Source organism: Mesotoga sp. UBA6090 (genome assembly GCF_002435945.1).
Classification (GTDB): Bacteria; Thermotogota; Thermotogae; order Petrotogales; family Kosmotogaceae; genus Mesotoga.
Window position 1 is genome coordinate 11,513 of the sequence record NZ_DIXC01000026.1, and the last position, 19,461, is coordinate 30,973.

13 protein-coding genes are annotated in these 19,461 nt (G+C 47.4%); 6 read left to right on the top strand and 7 right to left on the bottom strand.

What is annotated here, in order from left to right:
* Positions 1-184 precede the first annotated feature (184 nt).
* From B3K42_RS04310 to B3K42_RS04330, 5 genes are all read left to right on the top strand, one after another.
* A complete protein-coding gene (locus tag B3K42_RS04310; RefSeq protein ID WP_110989716.1) occupies positions 185-2,902 on the top strand; it encodes a cation-translocating P-type ATPase in 2,718 nt (905 codons plus the stop codon).
* An 881-nt stretch (positions 2,903-3,783) separates the two neighbouring features.
* Entirely contained in the window at positions 3,784-4,035 is a 252-nt protein-coding gene (locus tag B3K42_RS04315) for a hypothetical protein (protein ID WP_110989717.1), read from the top strand.
* On the top strand, positions 4,028-4,378 hold the full coding sequence (locus B3K42_RS04320) for a type II toxin-antitoxin system PemK/MazF family toxin (protein WP_110989718.1): 351 nt from the start codon (positions 4,028-4,030) through the stop codon (positions 4,376-4,378). The genes B3K42_RS04315 and B3K42_RS04320 overlap by 8 nt, the downstream gene beginning before the upstream one ends.
* A gap of 1,066 nt (positions 4,379-5,444) precedes the next feature.
* Positions 5,445-6,641 carry an MFS transporter gene (locus tag B3K42_RS04325; RefSeq protein WP_110989719.1) on the top strand — a complete coding sequence of 399 codons (1,197 nt, stop codon included), beginning with the start codon at positions 5,445-5,447 and terminating at the stop codon, positions 6,639-6,641.
* A gap of 910 nt (positions 6,642-7,551) precedes the next feature.
* Positions 7,552-7,995 carry a type II secretion system protein gene (locus B3K42_RS04330; protein WP_110989720.1) on the top strand — a complete coding sequence of 148 codons (444 nt, stop codon included), beginning with the start codon at positions 7,552-7,554 and terminating at the stop codon, positions 7,993-7,995.
* 386 nt (positions 7,996-8,381) lie between these two features.
* Here B3K42_RS04330 and B3K42_RS04335 read toward each other — a convergent pair whose 3' ends face one another.
* From B3K42_RS04335 to B3K42_RS04345, 3 genes are all read right to left on the bottom strand, one after another.
* Positions 8,382-8,972, bottom strand: a complete 591-nt coding sequence (locus B3K42_RS04335; protein WP_110989721.1) for a transposase — start codon at positions 8,970-8,972, stop codon at positions 8,382-8,384.
* Between the two features lie 446 nt (positions 8,973-9,418).
* Positions 9,419-11,038 carry a cobalamin-dependent protein gene (locus B3K42_RS04340; protein WP_110989722.1) on the bottom strand — a complete coding sequence of 540 codons (1,620 nt, stop codon included), beginning with the start codon at positions 11,036-11,038 and terminating at the stop codon, positions 9,419-9,421.
* Between the two features lies 1 nt (position 11,039).
* Positions 11,040-12,119, bottom strand: coding sequence for an NAD/NADP-dependent octopine/nopaline dehydrogenase family protein (locus B3K42_RS04345; RefSeq protein ID WP_110989723.1), 1,080 nt, complete (start codon positions 12,117-12,119; stop codon positions 11,040-11,042).
* A gap of 299 nt (positions 12,120-12,418) precedes the next feature.
* Here B3K42_RS04345 and B3K42_RS04350 point away from each other — a divergent pair, with 299 nt between their 5' ends.
* Positions 12,419-13,846, top strand: coding sequence for an asparagine synthase-related protein (locus tag B3K42_RS04350; protein WP_110989724.1), 1,428 nt, complete (start codon positions 12,419-12,421; stop codon positions 13,844-13,846).
* Between the two features lie 25 nt (positions 13,847-13,871).
* Here B3K42_RS04350 and B3K42_RS04355 read toward each other — a convergent pair whose 3' ends face one another.
* The 4 genes from B3K42_RS04355 to B3K42_RS04370 all read right to left on the bottom strand — a co-directional run.
* On the bottom strand, positions 13,872-14,720 hold the full coding sequence (locus B3K42_RS04355; protein ID WP_110989725.1) for a homoserine kinase: 849 nt from the start codon (positions 14,718-14,720) through the stop codon (positions 13,872-13,874).
* Positions 14,717-15,763: a threonine synthase gene (gene thrC / locus B3K42_RS04360; protein WP_110989726.1), complete on the bottom strand. Its 1,047-nt coding sequence runs from the start codon at positions 15,761-15,763 to the stop codon at positions 14,717-14,719. Before thrC ends, B3K42_RS04355 begins: the two co-directional genes overlap by 4 nt.
* On the bottom strand, positions 15,760-17,916 hold the full coding sequence (locus tag B3K42_RS04365; RefSeq protein ID WP_110989727.1) for an aspartate kinase: 2,157 nt from the start codon (positions 17,914-17,916) through the stop codon (positions 15,760-15,762). The genes thrC and B3K42_RS04365 overlap by 4 nt, the downstream gene beginning before the upstream one ends.
* A gap of 1,160 nt (positions 17,917-19,076) precedes the next feature.
* A partial coding sequence (locus B3K42_RS04370; RefSeq protein ID WP_292597063.1) for a thioredoxin family protein occupies positions 19,077-19,461 on the bottom strand: 385 nt, incomplete at its 5' end.

Consider the following 19,461-nt stretch of genomic DNA (forward strand, 5'->3'; position numbering starts at 1 on the left):
GCATGACAACGAGATTGACAGCGGGTCTGGGGTCTAGGGCTGGTGAACAAAAGCGACTCCGAACCATTCAGAATTCTCGATGCTAATGAAGACGTCATCCCGGACTTGATCCGGGATCTGGGCCTAAAGACTCGAACATTGTTGAGACGAAGCCTGAAACTGGTCTCAGAAACGGAGGTCAAATATGGCGAGAATACACCAGCAAAAAAAGGAAGAAGTAGTAAAACAACTCGGATCCAGTTTTAAGGACGGTCTTTCCAAGTCACAAGCAAGAGAAAGACTTGATCAATACGGCTTAAACGAGCTTACCGAGAAGAACAAACAGAGCGCATGGAAGATTCTTCTTTCTCAGCTAAAGTCTGTGATGATAATTATTCTCATTGCTGCTTCAGTCATCACGGCCTTCATTGGCGAAGTAAGGGACACGATTGTTATTCTCGCGATAGTTGTCCTTAATACTATCCTTGGCTTCTCCCAAGAATACAGGGCCGAAAAGGCAATGGCCGCCCTAAAAAAGATGTCTGTTCCGAAGGTGAAAGTCAAACGTGACAGCCAGGTGATCGAAGTCAATTCAACTGAGGTCGTGCCAGGCGATATTGTAATTCTAGATGCCGGGAATATCGTTCCTGCAGATATGCGCCTCATAGAGACAACTAACCTGAAGATCCAGGAATCAGCTCTCACGGGCGAATCCGAAGCAGTGGAGAAAACTTCCGAGCCCATTGCAGAAGACAACCCTTCACTGGGTGATCGAAAGAACATGGCTTATTCAGGCACTGTAGTTACCTACGGCAGGGGAGTAGGTATCGTCACCGCTACGGCCATGGATACTGAATTAGGTAAGATCGCAACAATGATTCAGGACACGCCCGATACTCAAACACCCTTGCAGAAGAACATCGATCAGCTCGGTAAAATTCTTGCTGTAATCGCCTTGGGCATAGTTGCAGTAATATTCGTAATGGGATTACTCAGAGGAGAAGATCTCGAGCTTATGTTCTTAACCGCCGTCTCTTTCGCCGTCGCAGCCGTCCCGGAGGGACTTCCAACGGTTGTGACAATAGCTCTTGCACTTGGAGCCCAGAGGATGCTGAAGAAGAACGCTTTGGTTCGCAAACTCATGGCCGTCGAAACGCTTGGCTCTGTCACCGTTATTTGCTCCGACAAAACAGGAACGATTACTGAGAACAGAATGAAAGTCAGTCTTGTCGAGATGGCCGGCAGAACATTGGACTTCGGAAAGGAAGATGCACCAGACCCCGAAGCTCTTCCCGAAGATGATAACAAGTCATTCGAGATAATGCTTACAGCCGGTACTCTCTGCAACGATGCGGAGATAAGACCTCCCGTCCACAAGAAACAGCAGGTAGACATGATTGGTGATCCCACAGAAGGAGCACTTGTATATGCCGCTTACAGAGTTGGGATCGAAAAGGCCGACCTGGAGGAGGCAATGCCACGAATCCTCGAGCTGCCTTTCGATTCAGAGCGTAAGAGAATGACAACTATCCATGAGATCACGAAAAACCCAATGGGACCAGTTCCAGCCGATGTTCCTGCACATTTGCGGGAGAATGGCGTTGAAAAATATGTAGCCTTTACGAAGGGTGCCGTTGATTCGCTTGTCGAGGTTTGTGACAGGGTGCTGGAGGGTGACGAAATCCATGAAATAGACGATGAATGGAAGAGAAGAATCATAGAGACAAACAACGACCTTGCGGCCAATGGGATGAGGGTTCTTGGAGTAGCCTTCAGAGCTGTCGATCCGTCAGAAGTTGAAGAGAAGAAAGTCGAAGAGAGGAATCTCATCTTCACCGGAATGTTTGGAATGATGGACCCCGCACGAGAAGGAGTAAAGGAATCGATCATCACTTCTCGCGAAGCCGGCATAAGGCCGATAATGATTACGGGTGATCATCCCCTGACGGCAGGATATATCGCAGAAAGTCTTACAATGGTCGAAGACAAGTCGCAGGTGAAAATGGGTATAGAGCTGGAGAACTTGTCTGATGATGAACTAGATAGGATTACCGCGAAGACTTCCGTATACGCAAGAGTTGCTCCCGAACACAAACTGAGGATTGTCAAATCACTTCAAAGACAGGGAAATGTCGTTGCCATGACAGGAGATGGAGTGAATGACGCCCCTGCTCTGAAGCAAGCGGATATAGGAGTAGCAATGGGGATTACGGGAACTGATGTCACTAAGGAAGTTGCCGACATGGTTCTCACCGACGATAACTTCACTACTATAGTCTCGGCAGTTAAAGAAGGACGAACTATTTTCGACAATATACAGAAGTTCATAAGATACATACTGGCATCAAATTTCGGTGAAATCTGGATAATGCTTCTCGGACCGTTCCTGGGTATATCACTTCCACTGGCACCTCTCCAGATACTCTGGTTGAATCTCGTGACAGATGGAGTCCCTGCCTTAGCGCTTGCTGTAGAACCGCCAGAGAAGGATATCATGAAGCGTCCGCCCAACCCCACAAAACAGCATGTCCTTGCAAATGGCGGATGGAATGTGATCTTTATCGGGCTATTGCTCGCAGCCTTTTCCCTTGGCGTAGGTTTGTTCTACTGGCTGAATGACGTAAATAGTCCATGGAGAACCATGCTTTTCTCCACTCTCGTCTTTTCGCAGCTTTTCTTCGCACTGTCGGTAAGGTCAAGAAGCAAATCGATCTTCAACGCTCCGTTCAAAGATAATCCTTCTCTCATGTATGCAGTGCTAGGAAGTTTAGGGCTTCAGCTCACAGTAATCTATGTGCCATTCATGCAGAGACTATTCTCCACACAGGCTCTGGGAATATGGGATCTACTTTTATCTCTCGCACTTGGCAGTGCGATCCTCTGGATATACGAAATCAAGAAGCTGGTTACAAGAAAAAGGTAATAGACAATAGTTGTCCGTAGAAGGTTCGCCATTATCCGAAATAGATCATTTGCAAGTTCCAAGATGCAAGTTGCAAGTGTAATACAGAGAATAGATCCCGAAAATACCGCTTCGTCGCGTTCCTCTACAAGATTGCTGAAGAGGAGGGATTTTGTCGTTATTGCCGAGGAGCGATGTGGAGAAGAGCATCGCCGCAAGTGAGGCTCGCTGGTGCGAGGAAGTGATGCTGCTTCGCAGGAAGCGATTTTGAAGCCAGTTCCGCTTCGCGGGAGATGAGCCGCTGTACGCTTAAAAGCGGAGAACCCGCTGACCGCTGCAAAGAGCCGTACTTGGTCCTTCGTTCAAAACCATGAACCCGTCCTTCGAAGAGCAGTTGCAAGTTGACTGTTCCAAGTTGCAAGCTCTTAAGAAAAGAAACGTCCCTCGTTGAGTGGTGACCCGTCCTTCGATTGGATCAGAGAGCAAATCCAGTATGGAGTCCTTGATGACTGTTCATTGGCATTGATAATCGGTAATGGTTCAGAGCCGCTTCAGTTTGCCAGACCCTAGACCCAATACCCTGGACCCGCTATCAATTCCGTCATTCTGGCATAATTCTGGCCAGAATCTCGATTCATAGCGAAAAACGAGGACTTTGCAAGAAGAAGAGAAACAATGAGAAGAACGAGAAAAATGGGATCCTGTGGAGCTCATCAAAGCATGATCCATGGAATAACTGCAGAGAAGATCGTTTCTTTCACTACACCCGAGACCCTATTCTCTCCATCACTAACTCGTTTCAAGATCTATTCCCTTCGATTGAATCAACCGAAAAGGTGTTTTCTGTCACAACTCGTGTTATGTTATAGTATACGAATCAATTTACTAGGTGGTGATCAATCTTGAAAACACAAATAGTCAGAGTCCCTTTCGAAACTCATTCGAGGCTTAAGGCAATGGCCTCCGCCAGTGGTGAAACAATCGGAGAAATACTTGCTAAAGCAGTGGAATCATATAGACGTGAGTTGCTCCTAGAAGACACAAATGAAGCCTTCTCAAGACTAAGAGAGCAAGCCGATCTGTGGAAAGACGAGTTAGACGAGAGAGAAGAATGGGAAGGCTCACTATTAGACGGGCAAAGTGATCATGAATAGAGAGCTACCTTCAAGAGGCGAAATCTGGTTGGCAAACCTCAGTCCAACAAGAGGAAGAGAGCAATCTGGATTTAGACCATGTTTGGTCATTTCGGTAGACCAGTTCAATCATGGACCTGCTGAGCTCGTGATTGTCGTTCCCTTAACTTCAAAGAACAAATCTATCCCGCTTCATGTTAAGATCTCCGGAGAGCAAACAGGACTCGATGTAACAAGCTACATTAAGACCGAGGACTTAAGGTCAGTCTCGAGAAATAGATTGGAGAAGAAGATCGGTCAGGTCTCAGAAGAGGTACTTCTGGAGGTTCTGGATCGGATAAAGATTCTCCTAAATATCACATGAAACGATTGAGGGAGAATACTTGCTGCAACAAGAGCTCGTATCTCAGTCTATAGAAGATTTTCTAGTGGCCGGGTTGATTTCTCGTAGGCATTCATCTGATAGATTCTGGTGAATCTGGACAACGTTTTCCCCTAAGAGAATCCCTATATGAACTGTCATCTCAAAGTGCCGCTGAACGCTGGAAGAACAGTTCCAAGTGCCATTTTGCAAGTTGCAAGGCTGTGAAGAGTCGAGAAAGAACATATTCGAGAGTTCGCTTCGCTCAAGAGAACACGAGAGCGAAAATGGGGACTGACCAGTTCCTAAGGTCCTTTTTTTCGCGTAAAAGGCAGAGATTCCAACCAAGACCTCTTTCGGGCGAACAGCCGTTCGCCCCTACAAAAGAATCGCATAATCGTCTGACATTGTCATCCCGTAGCATTTCGAATTGGGGACTGACGAGCTCCTGACGTCTGTCCCCGTCTATTCCGTGATCAATCGAGAAAGAACATTGTCGAGCTGCTCTTTCGCTACTGCCTGACCCTAGACCCGACAACCCCAGACCTGGTTCCCCGTATGTGAGGTCTCTCTTTTCGCGCGGTTCTCTTTCGGGCGAACAGCCGTTCGCCCCTACAAAAGAACTGCATAATCGTCTGACATTGTCATCTGGTAGCAGTTTATCGTAAGTCCCTCACTGAGTCTTCCCGAAGCTGATGTGCCTCTGCGCAAATCAATCCCTTTTTCCGTGCTCTTAATAACCCAGTTTTGATGACCCGTTCTTGCTAACCCGCCCCTTATAAACCGATCTTTGCGTTTTTTTCGGAGGACGTGGACAGTTGACAGTAATTGATTATCAACTCTCGTCTTCTCGCGAGCGGAGCGAGCGTCTCGTCAATACATTTTCTCGCTTAATCTTATCCAAGGATGGCTCTTCACAGCGATCAGCGTCTTCTAGCCAGCGTTCAGCGGATTTTGTGGCCCGCGAAGCGGAACTGGCCTGCGTTAGCAGACTGGCGCATCTAATCCCCAGAATTCCTTCGCAAATGGTAATATATAGTAAGCAAATCAAACAAAGAGGGTCTTCTCATTGAGAAAGAGGATTATATTACTGCTTAGCTATACGTTCATAACTACAACAACTATCTCTATGTACCACGTTGTCTATAATCTGTATTTGAGAGAAATCGGTTTCTCAAATCACCTCATTGGCAACATCACTTCTGCCCAGTTATGGGGATCGGCGATCATTGGGCTGCTCACAGCTGTTCTCGCAGACGCTATTGGAAAGAAGAAAATCCTCTTTCTCTCTGCGGTTGTCGTTCCCGTGTCTGGAATCGCGCTAGCCTTTGTTGTCGACCCGACTTTCATCCTCGTTTTGTCATTCATCAAGGGTGGTTTCACAGTAACTGCCTTTACAGTCGTAATGGCGACAATGACAAGCATTACAAGAACGGGAAACAGGGCAAAGGTCTTCGGTCTAAATTTCGGGATCAACATGGCAAGCGGAGTTATTGGTAATTTCATCGGCGGGGCTTTTGGAGATCTCTTTGGTCTTCAAACTACTCTGATAATCGCTATGGTCGCGCATCTACCGGCAATCATACCGGTAATCAGACTCGAAATTACGGAATCGAGATCCAGGTTGAAGGAACTCTTCAACTTTTCGGGGCTTCAGCCCGACCAGAGGAAGGTGCTCACCTACTACTTCATATCCACGGCAACTGTGGGTTTTGGCGCCGGGCTATTTATTCACTTTGGAAATCTCATATTCAAAGACCTGTTCAACATGTCGGCAACTGCTATCGGAATAGCCTTGTCAATTGCGCAGCTTGGAACTGCAGCCGGTTCTACACTCTCGCACAAGCTGGGTAAACGCTTTGGGGCTCTTAAATTCAACCTAACTATGCAGCTGCTTGTTATCCCGTTGATGCTCTCTCTAGTGATTGTGAGAGAGCCGATTCTTTTCACGATACTCTATGCCTTCAGATTCGTCTTCATGAACATAACCAACCCGATCATGACCTCAATAATATTCTCGTATGTTCCCGATTCGAAGCTATCAACAGTATCGGGAATCAATGGCTTTCTGAACAACACTGTGCGGGCCGTAGCTGCGATGATCTTCGGGTTAATTGTCGGTACTTCTATCAGCGGTTATACCGAGTTGTTCTTGCTGAGTACAGCGTTTTATGCGGCGAATGCGTTCGTTATCTTTCTGTTCTATAGAGATTTCAAGAACGAACCGAGAGTTCTGGAACTGTATGATTCGAAGAGAACTGGGTGAAGTAACGTTGTGGGTTGTGGGTTGTGTGTTGTAGGTTAAGACTAGAGCCAGTCAGGAGAGTTATTCGAAGATCTGTTACCATCTACATCTCCTCATTCTTTTTGATCCTCCCTCAAGGGAGCTCATCATTGCCCATAAGTCAGGGAGTTAATGGAAATCATGTGGGGCTCCTTCTCTCTCGACAATATGCGCTGTGTTTAACTCCTGATAACCCTGATCTTTCGATCCTCCCTTGAGGAAGCTCGTCATTACCCATAAGTGTAGGAGTCATTGAAATATCGTTGATGCTTCTTGTCTCTTAACAGGATATGCTGTATTTTGCTCCTGATAATCCTGATCTTAAATCCTCCCTTGAGGGAGGAGGGCCACGAAGTGGCGGAGGGTGTTCGTTCTAAATAGCATAGAAAGAGCTTTTGATTGTAGGGGCTAACGGCCGTTAGCCCTGCAGCAAATACTGGAATCTCGACAAAGTCGGAGCACGCCTGGCCACCGAAGGCAACCGGTAAGCACGGAGTTTTATTTGTAGAACCAAATGAAATTCATTTCACGACTTTTTCTACAATTAGGAAACTCACTTCAGTCTTTTCCCCTCAATACCGAAGGCTGGCAATCTGAAAGAATCCGACATATTCAAGACAATTAATTCATATCACGAGTCGGTTCCTCTCTTTCATACTACAGATCAAACTCACAATTGTTAATTGTGAAGAGAAGTCTTATCTCTCCTAGCTGTGCTGAACTAGAAGACTATTCAGGAAATATTGTTAAAAAACTGCTAAAGGATCTACCAGACGTTGGTTTCAGCGAATCGCCGTCAAAAAGATAGTCAATTCTTTCGTGATTTTGGCACGCCCTTGCAATTGATACATGTCGCGAAAATCACACACCACTAAATTATAGGAGGGGTATAATGAAAAACAGAAAAAGAGGATTTTCTCTGGTTGAATTACTTATCGTTCTAGCAGTTATCGCCGCATTAATCGCCACAATCACACCGGTTGCGCTGAATGCTATTCAGAAAGCAAAAGCTACTAAAGTGGGACAAAACATTAAGACGCTGGCAAGCGCATTTGAAAACTATGTATACGTAAGCGGAGAGGTTCCAGCCAATTTGACAGACATTGGAAGAGATATTGATGGAGGAGCATACGCGGTTTACTACGATAAAGATGACACATCTGGAACATATACAGTAGTTGTCAAGACGTCTGAAGAAGCAAACCAAGAAATATTGGAAGGTGTTCTGATAGATGTTGAACCCAGTGATTTTACTACTGATGGCTACACAGCTCTTACAGACAATTTCACAGGAACTGTGCAATATCATTATGTATTTAACTTCACTAACTACTGATAACTATTACTAAAATTCAAATAATTTGCCCTCTTCGGAGGGCTTTCTTTTTGTTCAGTTCACCCAAATTGTTTGCTGCAGAATATAAGTACCGAATCCAAGAGGAACTACTCAATACATGTAACACGAGGACAGAGATGTTCTACTTGAACTCAAGAGGTTCAAAAAAGACAAATTCAACGATTAGAAGCAAATGTATAAGTCTTCGCAGGAATCAAGCATCAGAATACTGCTCTTTTCGGAATCCAAAAAGCGCATGCGTGGCTCGTAATAGCAAAGTGAATTGGTAGTCGGCTAACCGTTCTCCTTCTGCAGAGCGAGTCCGAAGCATGAGCTAGAACGGATTTACTTGTAGGGGCGTGCGGCGGCACGCCCGCTATTAAGGATCAATCTTCCCAAGGATAGACATCGTCCTCTTCAATAGTTGAACGAACCTGACTTGTCTTTCTGTCGGGATTCTCTCTGTCTATCTGCCATCTCAAGGGGTTATTCTCAATGTACTCACGAATTCGATCCAGTTCTTTCTCATTGCGGATGACATGTTCATAGTAGTTTCGTTGCCAAATAGATTTCCCGGGTGTGCCGCGCAATTCGTTCGCTCGAACCGTTGCAGCTGCTTTGAAGCCCGACACGAAAGAACCAATCGTCTTTGGTTTTATAGTTCTTCTTTCTGCTTCCAAACAGTTGCTGACAATCTCCCTTTCGCCTCCATGTATCGCTACAATCCCGTGCAGGTGATTTGGCATTATCACGAACGCATCTAGTTCGATTTCCTTTCTGACTTCTGCAGATCTTAGCCACTCTTCAACAACGATTTTGCCAATGCTACTCAAGATTACTCTGCCATCAACCATGGCTCCCAACAAACACTGCCTACGATACGTACATATTGTCAAGAAATATGCTCCGGTTCGAGAATAATCGTACTCCTTCAGTCTAATTGACCGCCTTTTGACAAGTCTTTCATTGTATTCCAAAACGCAACCCTCCGAAATCTTTTTGCTCTCACGGGCGAACGGCCGTTCGCCCCTACAAGAAGTGCATGATTCTGAATCGGATCACAGATCAAGAGGATCGTCTACAGGCTCTTCACGTTCTTCCTGGCGCGTAAGCGCCAGCATCACTTCCTCGCAAAGCGGGCCTCACTTCCACCGTCGATCTTCGGCGCAAATAAATCCCTTTTTTCCAGCTCTTCATAACCCGGTTTTGATAACCCGTTCTTGCTAACCCGCCCCTTATAAACCGATCTTTGCGTTTTTTTCGGAGGACGTGGACGGTTGACAGTCAGTGATTATAACTCTCGTCTTCTCGCGAGCGGAGCGAGCGTCTCGACAATGGTCTTTCTCGCTTGATCTTGTCCAAAGAAGGGTTCACGATCTTGGACGAAGGACCAAGGACGGCTCTTCACAGCGATCAGCGTCTTCTAGCAAGCGTCCAGCGGCTCTATGTCCGCAAGCCTCTCCCTTTCATCTATCCGTTTCCCTTCCTCGTCGACTGCGCAGGACTGTCCATCGATAATGGCCGTTCGAACTGCCCCTTTGGCGACAGACATCTTGCTCAAACCCGGAGCATCGAGGATGCCCAGTTTGATAGCCGCGTAAATAGTCTCGGGCGAAGTGAGTTCGCCTGTTTTGATCTTTTTCATTGCCTCAATGATCGTTGCAGATTCACTCTTGAGGTATTCCTTGTGATCTTGAATCATTTTATCCTGCTGGAAGTCGGGAAGCCCTTTTATTGCCTCGTTTATCGCCTGTTTGGCCATCTTCACGCTTTCTATTATCTCCACATCTGAGGCTCTTCTTGTCGCCTCGCAGTATGCGACCACATGAACGATCTCCGGGTCAATGTTCATGGCAGTGTGCACAGATGAAACAAGCTGGCTCCTAGCCATATCAGGGTCGGCAGGAAGAGACATTAATCCTGGCCTTACCATCGTAACCGGTGTGAAGTTCTCATCCTTCAAAGACTCGATGAGCTCTTTTTTTGCAAGCGCCTTTGCCAGATCCATTCTTGGAGAGATTCCCGGCGGCGTATTGAACATATACTGGGCAACGTACACTTTTACGCCGAGTCGCTTGGCGGAGAGGGCTGCTAGATAGGCTGTGGTCACTTCGACTGCAGCGTGACAGTATCTGAGCGCCCACTGATGGGCCTCGTTTATCTCGACTGGAATTCCCTTTCCTCCGTTCCAGGCGATCGCTCCCTGATTGTCTCTTATCGCTTGGAGCAATTCACGATCCGATCTCCCATCGAGCTGCGAGTACCATGTTAGAGGAATCGCCGCCCAAGCGTTGTTCAAGGCCTCTTTGAAGAGAAGGGAGAATCTCAAAAGATCTCTCGTTCCCGAATAACACCGCATTAATGGGTAGTTACCTGTCCTGCTGGCAGCATACATCCTTTCGAAATCCTCTCGTTTTCTGAAAGGCGCGCCTCCCGCCCCATCCTCCGAAGCGATCATGTTCTCCTGCTGAAAGAACCATTGCTGGCAGTTTTGGTCCGGAGCCAGTGAGATGATATCCAGCAAACCAGATTCGGCGAGCTTTTTGACGGCTTCCTCTGTTGCATCGACTGTCTCGAGCCCTATATGATGCCTTATCAACGGATATGGCTTTTTGGAGGCGATTCTTTCGAGAAGTGTCTGAGGATAGTCGACCTCACCCTTTTCGTCCGTCTTGCCCCTGAGAAACATCACAACTTCCTCCGGCATCTCGCTGCCGTCAAAGACCTTCTCGAAGAGACCGCTCTTTTCAGCCACCTCGGCCGTCTCCACCGTCCCACCGAAGATCAGCCTCTTCTCTATTCCTCTGTTTTCCATAGAGACTTTCAGTTCGCGGAGGAGCTGCTCGCAGGACTCTTTTCCCAGCCTATAGCTTACGGCCACTATGTCCGGCGAGGCCTCTTCTATGCTGTCTAGCAGTTTGTCGATTCCTATGACGCTTCCTATGTAGATCGTTTCATAGCCTTCATTACGCGCCATACTAAGGAAGTTAAGAATTCCCGCAGTGTGAATGTCGCTTCCGATTGCTCCCGCTAAGATCTTCATCTTAGCTCCCTTCCTCTACGTACTTGAGCAGCTCTTCTACAGATAGTTTGTCTATACCAAGGTTCTCCAGTGTTCGACCTTCTTTCCAGAAGTCCCTTCCAATTACCGCTCCGGCTATATTTATTATTGAATCGATGATTCTTGTCTCCACTCCAAGTTTCCTTCCAAAGCAGCTCATTGGAACCAAACTCATAGGCACGTCTTCCATTATGTACCTGTTTTCAATGCTTATAGGCGCCATGATTCCCCTGTAGCCTTCGTTGCTGTGGATGGCCGTATAAAGATCTTCGCCCTTTACGTCATACGCGTAATCAAGCCACTCCTTCGCACCCATGGCTACTACTCCCAGCTTTTCCGTTACTTCGCAGCGCTCTTCGTCTAGAGCCTCCAGAACTCTCGCAACAGAAGGACTTATACCTTCGAGGTAGAATTGAAAGTCTCCATGCTTCGTCTCGATCCAGCCAGCGTTCATGAGAATCGCACCGGGATGGAAAACTGCGCCAATATTGTTGAAGCTAGTGTAGAGAACATTTTTTGCCAGCGTGAACTCGGGCATGATCTCGCTGATTATCGGGAAGACAGCGTCGTTATCCTTTGAGGGAAGTACAGAAAGAGGAACGGCATTTTTGATTCTAAATATCCTCACCATTCCAGGTCCCGAAATCCTTGAGGCGAAGACAAAGGTTTGAGCCTCGGCAATTACCGCTTTCTCTCTAACGCCCTTCTCCCTGAATATCTTGTCAAACTCCAGCGCCCCTCCGGTACGACCGGGATTCAATACAATTATCTGACCCTCGTCAATACATTCGGCCAGTTTCTCGGCAATCTGAGCGTGGGCGAAGGCCGGCACAACGACCATGATAGCTTCGGCACCCTCTATCGCCTTCTTCATATCCGTACCAACGTATCTTAGCTTTGCCTTTCCAGCCGACTCACCTTCGACTCTTATCTTCCTTCCTGAGAGTAACGGTGAGATTCGTTTCTGACTTCTGTTGTATAGCGAGACATCGTGTCCTCGCATGGCAAGAACTGCCGAAAGAGCCTGTCCACCGTTGCCTGCACCAACTACTGCTATCTTCATAGAACCACCTCCTCAATCCCCTGTTCAGAAAAGAATAAGAGACAAATGATAACTCTCGAAGAACACACACTTAAATGGCAAATAGCCATCTTTGCACTCTAATTATACAGAAATCTTCCTTGTGAACTAAGTGAATGAACCCTTCTGAGCTATAGGAGGGCGATGCGTGGACTTGGCTTCAGAAATGAATTGTGGAGATTTTGACTCATGTTATAATTGTTATGTACTGAAACGACCATGATCCTAGAAGTAGCTTCAGATCAGTCTTCACGCATGGAACAAAACGGAGGGATTTTGAAATGAGCGGAATTGCTGTCTTCCATGGGGGCGCGAGAGAAATGACCGAAGAGGCGCTTTCTTTCCTCGCCCATAGGGGAAGCCGTACAAAGGTCCTCGATACAGACCGGCAAATTGCTATGGGGGCCGTGATGAGCAATGCATTTGGCGGTAATATGAATGTCTTTGAAGGACGGGGAGAGTACGTCATTTTTGACGGTATACTCAAGAACCACTTCGACGCACCCTGGCCGGAGAAGATACTGAGTCTTTACAAGAAGTACGGGAATCGATTCATAGATAGACTGGACGGTTCTTTCGCCTTCGCTGTTCATACAGCTAGAGAAACTCTGATCGCCCGAGACCCCCTTGGCCTTAAGCCTCTTTACTACTGTGACATAGATGGAGCAATCGCATGCGCATCTGAACTGAAAGGACTGGCTCCTTTCTGCAGCGAGGTGAAGATCTTTCCGCCAGGTCACTACTTCTCTTCTATCGAAGGCTTCAAGAAGTACTCTTCTCTAGAAGACTTGCTTACTGATGAACCCGATGTTGGAAGCGAGGAAGAGGCAGCCGAATTGCTGCGGAATTCTCTTGAAGAGGCCGTTGAAAACAGGCTCTCGGCAATCAAGTCCGACACTATAGTCTTTTTGAGCGGAGGCCTGGACAGCAGCTGCATAGCGGCGGTGGCGAGTTCTCTTAATGGATCGTTGAGAACATTTACGGTGGGAAGCGGAGACGGAGAGGATCCGGAATTTGCAAGGGAGGTTTCAGGATATCTCGGTACGGACCACAGGGAGTACACTTACGATTTCGAAGAGATGCTTGAGGTACTGCCGGAAGTGATCTATCATCTCGAGTCGTTCGATCCTCCCTTAGTAAGGAGTGCGATTCCAAATTATCTAGTCTCGAAGCTGGCCGCCGAAGAAGGAAGTTCCTTCGTCTTCATGGGAGAAGGCGCAGATGAACTCTTCGCCGGCTATGAGTATATGAAGGATCTCCCTACGGCAGAATCGATAGATAAGGAGTCACTAAGGATTACTAGAAACGGTTATCGTTCGGGCTTTCAGCGCAATGACAGGATGTCCTTAGCGTTTGGAATCGAGTTCGACGTACCGTTCATGGACCCTTCAGTTGTGAATCTCGCATTCTCAATTCCCGTCGATTGGAAAATCCACGGGCCGGAAAAGACCGAGAAGTGGATTCTCAGAAAGGCGTTCGAGAGCGAACTTCCCGAAAGTGTCGTATGGCGAAAAAAGAGTAAGTTCAGCGTTGGCTCAGGCTCATCGCATCTAATGAAGGAATATGCTGAAGAGAAAATCAGCGACTCCGAATTCGAGACTGAAAGGCAAGAGAAAGGAATTAGGTCGAAGGAAGAGCTTCTTTATTACCGTATATTCGACGACTTGTTCCCTTCCGGAAGCGCCGCAGAAACAGTTTACAGAAGCTGATTACAGAGACTAGTTCTTGGAAAGCTCACAATCCGACAATAAACGGTTCGTTCGCGGGTGATGTTCTTATTACAGCTTCCAGGTAAGGAAGCCCTTCAACATCTTCCAGATCGCAGCATACCGACGAGCCGGAACCGCTCACAAACCAGAAATTCGGGTGCCTTTCTTCGATGCAGCTAATTAGCTCTTTCATTCTGGGGTCGCTGTCTATTCTGTGGATCTGGTGGATACTGTCTTGAGTATATCTGAAAGCTTCGGTCAGATTGCCTTTGGCAATCTTCGAGATGAACTGAGAGACATTCTTTAGGTTGCTTACCGCGTCCCTGAAGGGAATTGATTCAGGAAGCGCCTCTCTCATCTCGTCTGTGGAAAGTTTGAATTCAGGCACAAGAAATGTCAGCCTTTCATTAGTCATTTCAAATTTTTCATAATCAAGTCTTTCGCTGTCATAGTAAGAGACTACAAGCCCTCCGAGCATACAAGGAACGATGTTGTCGGGATGGCCTTCGATCTCCGTTCCGATCTGGAGAAGCGTCCTTATGGGAATACTTCCGCCGGTCATGATGTTCGCTATAAACAGAGCTGAGGCGATCGCTGCTGCACTTGAACCCAGGCCGCGAGCCGGCGGGATATTGCACTCCTGAATTATCTGAACTCCCGGCACCATCTTTCCTGTGGCCTTCTCAAATCTCTCTATAGCATTTCCGAAAATCTGTTGTGCCTCTTCTATTTCCCTTCCATATCTGCCAATCGATAGAACCTTAAGTCGATTCGCCTTCTCAAACTGAACGGTATTGTGGAGCTTCAGCGCCATGCCCATTACATCGAAGCCGCTTCCCATATTTGCCGTTGTGGCCGGTGCTCTCAGTCTCATTTCAAACCCGCCTCTTGAAGGACGGTCTCCAGACTGTTCTTTAACACTACAGGCCTGTCAACAGACTTAAGAACTGCTTCAGGATCTTTCAGGCCGTTTCCAGTCAAAGTGCAGACAACTACATCGCTGGGATGGATGATACCTTGGTGCACCTTTCTCAATAAACCGCCAAAAGAAGCCGCGGAGGCAGGCTCACAGAATACGCCTTCCGAGCTCGCAAGCAGCTTCTGCGCGTTCAGGATCTCCTCGTCTGTCAAGGCTTCGATTACCCCTCCCGACTCGTCTCTTGCAGCGACTGCTCTCTTCCAGCTCGCAGGGTTGCCAATCCTGATAGCGGTCGCAATAGTTTCGGGATGTTCGAAGACTCTGTCATATACAATCGGGGCAGCTCCCTCTGCCTGAAATCCCATCATCTTCGGGAGACTGTCTGAAAGACCATTTTCATGATATTCTTGGTAACCCATCCAGTAGGCTGTGATGTTACCGGCGTTCCCCACGGGTATGAAGTGATAGTCTGGAGCCCTGCCTAGAACATCGACTATCTCGAAAGCGGCAGTCTTCTGACCTTCAAGTCTGTATGGATTGAGACTGTTCACAAGCGTTATGGGGTAGTTCTCCGAAATACTCTTCGCCAGTTCGAGGCAGTTGTCGAAATTCCCGTCTATCTGGATAACTTTGGCCCCGTAGATCATCGCCTGAGCAAGTTTCCCAAGAGCGATCTTTCCCTCGGGGATCAGGATTATCGACTTGATGCCCGTTCGTGCGGAATAAGCGGCAGCAGAGGCCGAAGTGTTTCCTGTGGAGGCGCAAATTACGGCCTTTGAACCCTCTTCAATCGCCTTGGCGATAGCCAAAACCATCCCTCTATCTTTGAAAGAGCCTGTTGGATTGGCCCCTTCATACTTCACATAGACTTTCAATCCGAACTCCCTGCTGATGTTCTCCAGATATATGAGAGGTGTGTTTCCTTCAAGGAGCGTGATTCTTGGAGTCTTTGGCGTCAATGGAAGAAATCTTTCGTAAGTAGCTATTACTCCCTTCATGCGATCTCCTCCAGATTGAAAGCGCTGTGGATAGCGTTTACGGCCAGATGGACCTTTTTGCTGTCGATAACAACCGAGATTCTGCTGTTGCTGGCGCTTATCATATCTATGTTGATCCCTTCATTTGCAAGAGTCTCAAAGAGAGTCGCCGCGATTGCAGGAGTAGCAGTCAAGTTGACACCTACTATGGAAATCTTTGCTATCTCCCTTTCTATGGTGATCTCTCTGGCTTCGCTTCTCGCTTTTAGGATATCCTGTCTGAGCTTTGCAAGGTCGTTAGCCTGAACGGTAAAGGCCATTGTGTTGAACTCCCCGCTCCTCATGCTCTGAATTATCATATCGATGTTCACGTTCTGTTCGGTAAGAGTCTTGAGGACTCTTGCGGCGATCCCTGGCCTGTCCGGTACTTCTTGCAAAACCACTTTCACGATATCCTGATCAGAAGTTACTGCCCTTACGATAGGTTGCTCCACTTTCGATCCCCTCCATATAAGCGTGCCCCTGGCGTTCGTGTGCGCGTTCTTTACGAGCACCTTTATATCATACTTCCTGGCAAATTCCGATGCTCTGCTTTGAAGCACCTGAGCTCCCTGCTTTGAAAGCTCGATCATCTCTTCCCATGAGATTTCTTTTATAGGCCTGGCGTCCTTGACAATCCTGGGATCTGCTGAATAAACGCCATCCACATCCTTGTAGATCTCACACAGTTGTGATCCCAGCGCCTTGGCCAGCACAACGGCTGTAAGATCCGAGCCTCCTCTGCCAAGAGTTGTGATCTCTCCGGTATAGGTGGATCCCTGGAAGCCAGCCACAATGGGAACATATCCATTCGAAATGTGACGACTTATGAGATCCGCATCTATTCCAACTATCCTTGCATTTGAGAAATTCGAGTCAGTCTGAATCCTTGCCTGATTGCCGGAAAGTGAAATGGATTTCATCCCCAGCTCCTGAATCGCCATCGCTACAAGGGCAATTGACTTCTGCTCGCCTGTTGCCAGAAGCATGTCCATCTCTCTACCGTTTGGCCTGGAAGATATCTCTCTTGCAAGATCGTGAAGAATGTCTGTCTCGATTCCCATCGCAGAAACTACTACGACAGGCTTAACGCCGCTCAAGACTTTTTTCTTTACCATCTCCGCAACATCCTTTATTTTCTCTGCCGAGTCGACTGAAGTTCCACCAAATTTCATTATCACAACCGAGTTACTCTGCTTCTCTGCGTATCTCGATGCCCTGAGAATGTCTGAAATGATCGCGGTCGCAGTTGGTTGGGCTCCCGCCCCCTCTCCCCTGAGAATGAATCTTCCCGAGAGATCCGTCTCGACCTCGACAGCGTTTTCAACCCCATCTACGCTCCAAAGAGGATCATTCCTTTCAACCTCCTGTGGTTTGACGAAAGCGCTCCCCTTTTCAAAGTCTATCGTTCCGATCAGCTTCACCTTTTTATCTGAACTCGCCGCTCGCTCCAGATCGCGCTTATTTATCTCTTCGATGCCCATTGTTTCGATGTTTGAAATACCCGGGAATATTCCTGTCTTCACTCCCATAAGGACAGACAGCTTGTACGCTGCATCAAAACCCTTCACATCACTCGATGGATCGGCCTCTGCATAACCCCTTTTCTGAGCTATTTCCAGCGCTTCAGCATAATCCATTCCTCTAAGCATTTCGGACAAGATGAAGTTGGTCGTCCCATTGAGGATACCGCGAACGCGCTTTATTCCGTGAAAGATAAGATAATCCTCGAGAAGAGAAATGATCGGAATACCGCCACCGACAGCAGCTTCAAAGAAGAGGCTCTTTGTTGGCGAACTGCTTGTGAACTCATTACCGAACTCTGAAATAAGCATCTTGTTGGCCGTTACGACTGTTCTGTTGAGATCAAGAGATTGCTTTATTAAGGTCCTGGCGGCCCCTGTCCCTCCTATTGTCTCAACAACAATGTCACTATTGATTATAAGATCTTCAAAATCCTCAGCGATCAGATCGGATGGGATACTAAGTTTTTCATACTTGCTATGAGTCCTGGTTATTACCTTGGAGACGATACACTTTCTCCCAGATCTCTTCTCGATGTCACCTCCCTTTTCTTTAAGAATTGCATAGACGCAGGACCCGACAGTGCCGAGTCCGGCAATTCCGATTCTCAAATCGTTGCACCCCCTCCTGAAGCAATGAATCCACTATTACTCAAAAGTATACATCGGAAGGCCGTGGTTAGGGGTAGCATGGAGGGGTTTGGAAGAGCAAAGAATTTGTTGCAAGATGTAAGTTGTGAGTTGCAGGAAGAACAAGAGACCGAGTGGTAGGCAAATCAAAGTAATCTGATCAGGGCCAACTTACTTTGTCACTGAAGTGCTCCTGTTCAGGATCTGGTCCTATTAAGAACCGTGGTTGGGAGTAGCACGTTGGGGGTTCGAAAGAGAAGAGTGAAACCGGATCACTGTTGAAAGGTTCTCCGTTCTCCCAGGAGAACTTGTTATTCGTCCAAGAGTGAAAATCTGTTCTTCGTTCTCGATAATGCTCTTTCTCGACTGCTCCATCGAAGGACGGGTCCATGCTCTTAACGGGCAGCGAAGGGCGGCTCTTCATTCAACATGACAGTATGTCACGTTTTCAGAACCTCCAAACGCTGCCATCCCGTAAAGTCATGAAATGTGCAGCTCACGCTATTGGTTCTCTTCAGGGCGAACAGCCGTTCGCCGCTACAAAAGAACTGCATAATCGTTTGACATTATAACCCCGTAGCGCCTCCCCTGATTAGCCTGCCCCAAAATGCTTTTGTTTGGGGCTCTTGTTCAGGGTCATCCCGAACTTGTTTCGGGATCAAGGCTTATGAGCGGGGTCGGGGGTACGGGGTCGGAAGAGCAAAAGAACTGGTTCCCCGTTAGACGGTTATCCGTTTGGCAAGGGAAACCTGTTCTTCCAGAGCGAGGACCTGTTCTTCGTTCTTGGTCAAACCATTATTCAGAGAGTAGAGAGAAGGGTAAAGCAATGAGGGCAAGTAAGGATCTGGGATCTTTAAAAGTCTTGAAAAGCTCTTTAATCCCCTCTCAAGAGGGCTCCATCGTCGACGGGGTGTGTGCACGTCAAGAACGGACCTCATGTTTAGAACGAGGTATCTGACGTTTCTTTACTTTAGGGCTTGCAACTTGGAACAGGCAACTTGCAGCTGTTCTTTCTAAGGGCGGCTCTTCACAACGCTCAGCGTCTCTAACCAAGCGACCAGCGGGATCTTGTGGCCCGCAAAATGGGACTTGCCTCGCCGAAGGCGAGACTGGCCTGCGACAGCAGAATGGCTTCTGAAATGCTAACTCTCTGTCTCATCAATTTCACGAAGGTAGTCTATAACTTCTTCGAGAGAGAAGTATCTGCACCATCTCTTCTGCTCTCTACCATCGACCTGCACAACAATCGTCGGGACTGTAAAGACAGAGTGTTCTGAAGCAACCGCAGGATTCTCTACAGTATTTATTTTGTAGAATTTCCAGGAAACAAAAGTGTCTTCAACTTCATCAAGCTTTGTTTCAATCGCTGCACATACGCCGCAGCCTGGACTGAAGAAGTCAATAAGAACCTTTCCGATGACTCCCCTCAATTCTGCCAGAGTTACTTCCTTCACTTCATCGCCTCCTAAAAGCATTATAATTGATAATAATAGTAGAATATATGCGAGGTGGAGTCTTGCAACAAAA

Bases quoted from the DNA above. Each gene is read 5' to 3' on its own strand.
- thrC (WP_110989726.1), bottom strand. From the start codon at position 15,763: ATGAAGGGAGTAATAGCTACTTACGAAAGATTTCTTCCATTGACGCCA.
- B3K42_RS04330 (WP_110989720.1), top strand. From the start codon at position 7,552: ATGAAAAACAGAAAAAGAGGATTTTCTCTGGTTGAATTACTTATCGTT.
- B3K42_RS04355 (WP_110989725.1), bottom strand. From the start codon at position 14,720: ATGAGACTGAGAGCACCGGCCACAACGGCAAATATGGGAAGCGGCTTC.
- B3K42_RS04350 (WP_110989724.1), top strand. From the start codon at position 12,419: ATGAGCGGAATTGCTGTCTTCCATGGGGGCGCGAGAGAAATGACCGAA.
- B3K42_RS04320 (WP_110989718.1), top strand. From the start codon at position 4,028: ATGAATAGAGAGCTACCTTCAAGAGGCGAAATCTGGTTGGCAAACCTC.
- B3K42_RS04340 (WP_110989722.1), bottom strand. From the start codon at position 11,038: ATGAAGATCTTAGCGGGAGCAATCGGAAGCGACATTCACACTGCGGGA.
- B3K42_RS04345 (WP_110989723.1), bottom strand. From the start codon at position 12,119: ATGAAGATAGCAGTAGTTGGTGCAGGCAACGGTGGACAGGCTCTTTCG.
- B3K42_RS04310 (WP_110989716.1), top strand. From the start codon at position 185: ATGGCGAGAATACACCAGCAAAAAAAGGAAGAAGTAGTAAAACAACTC.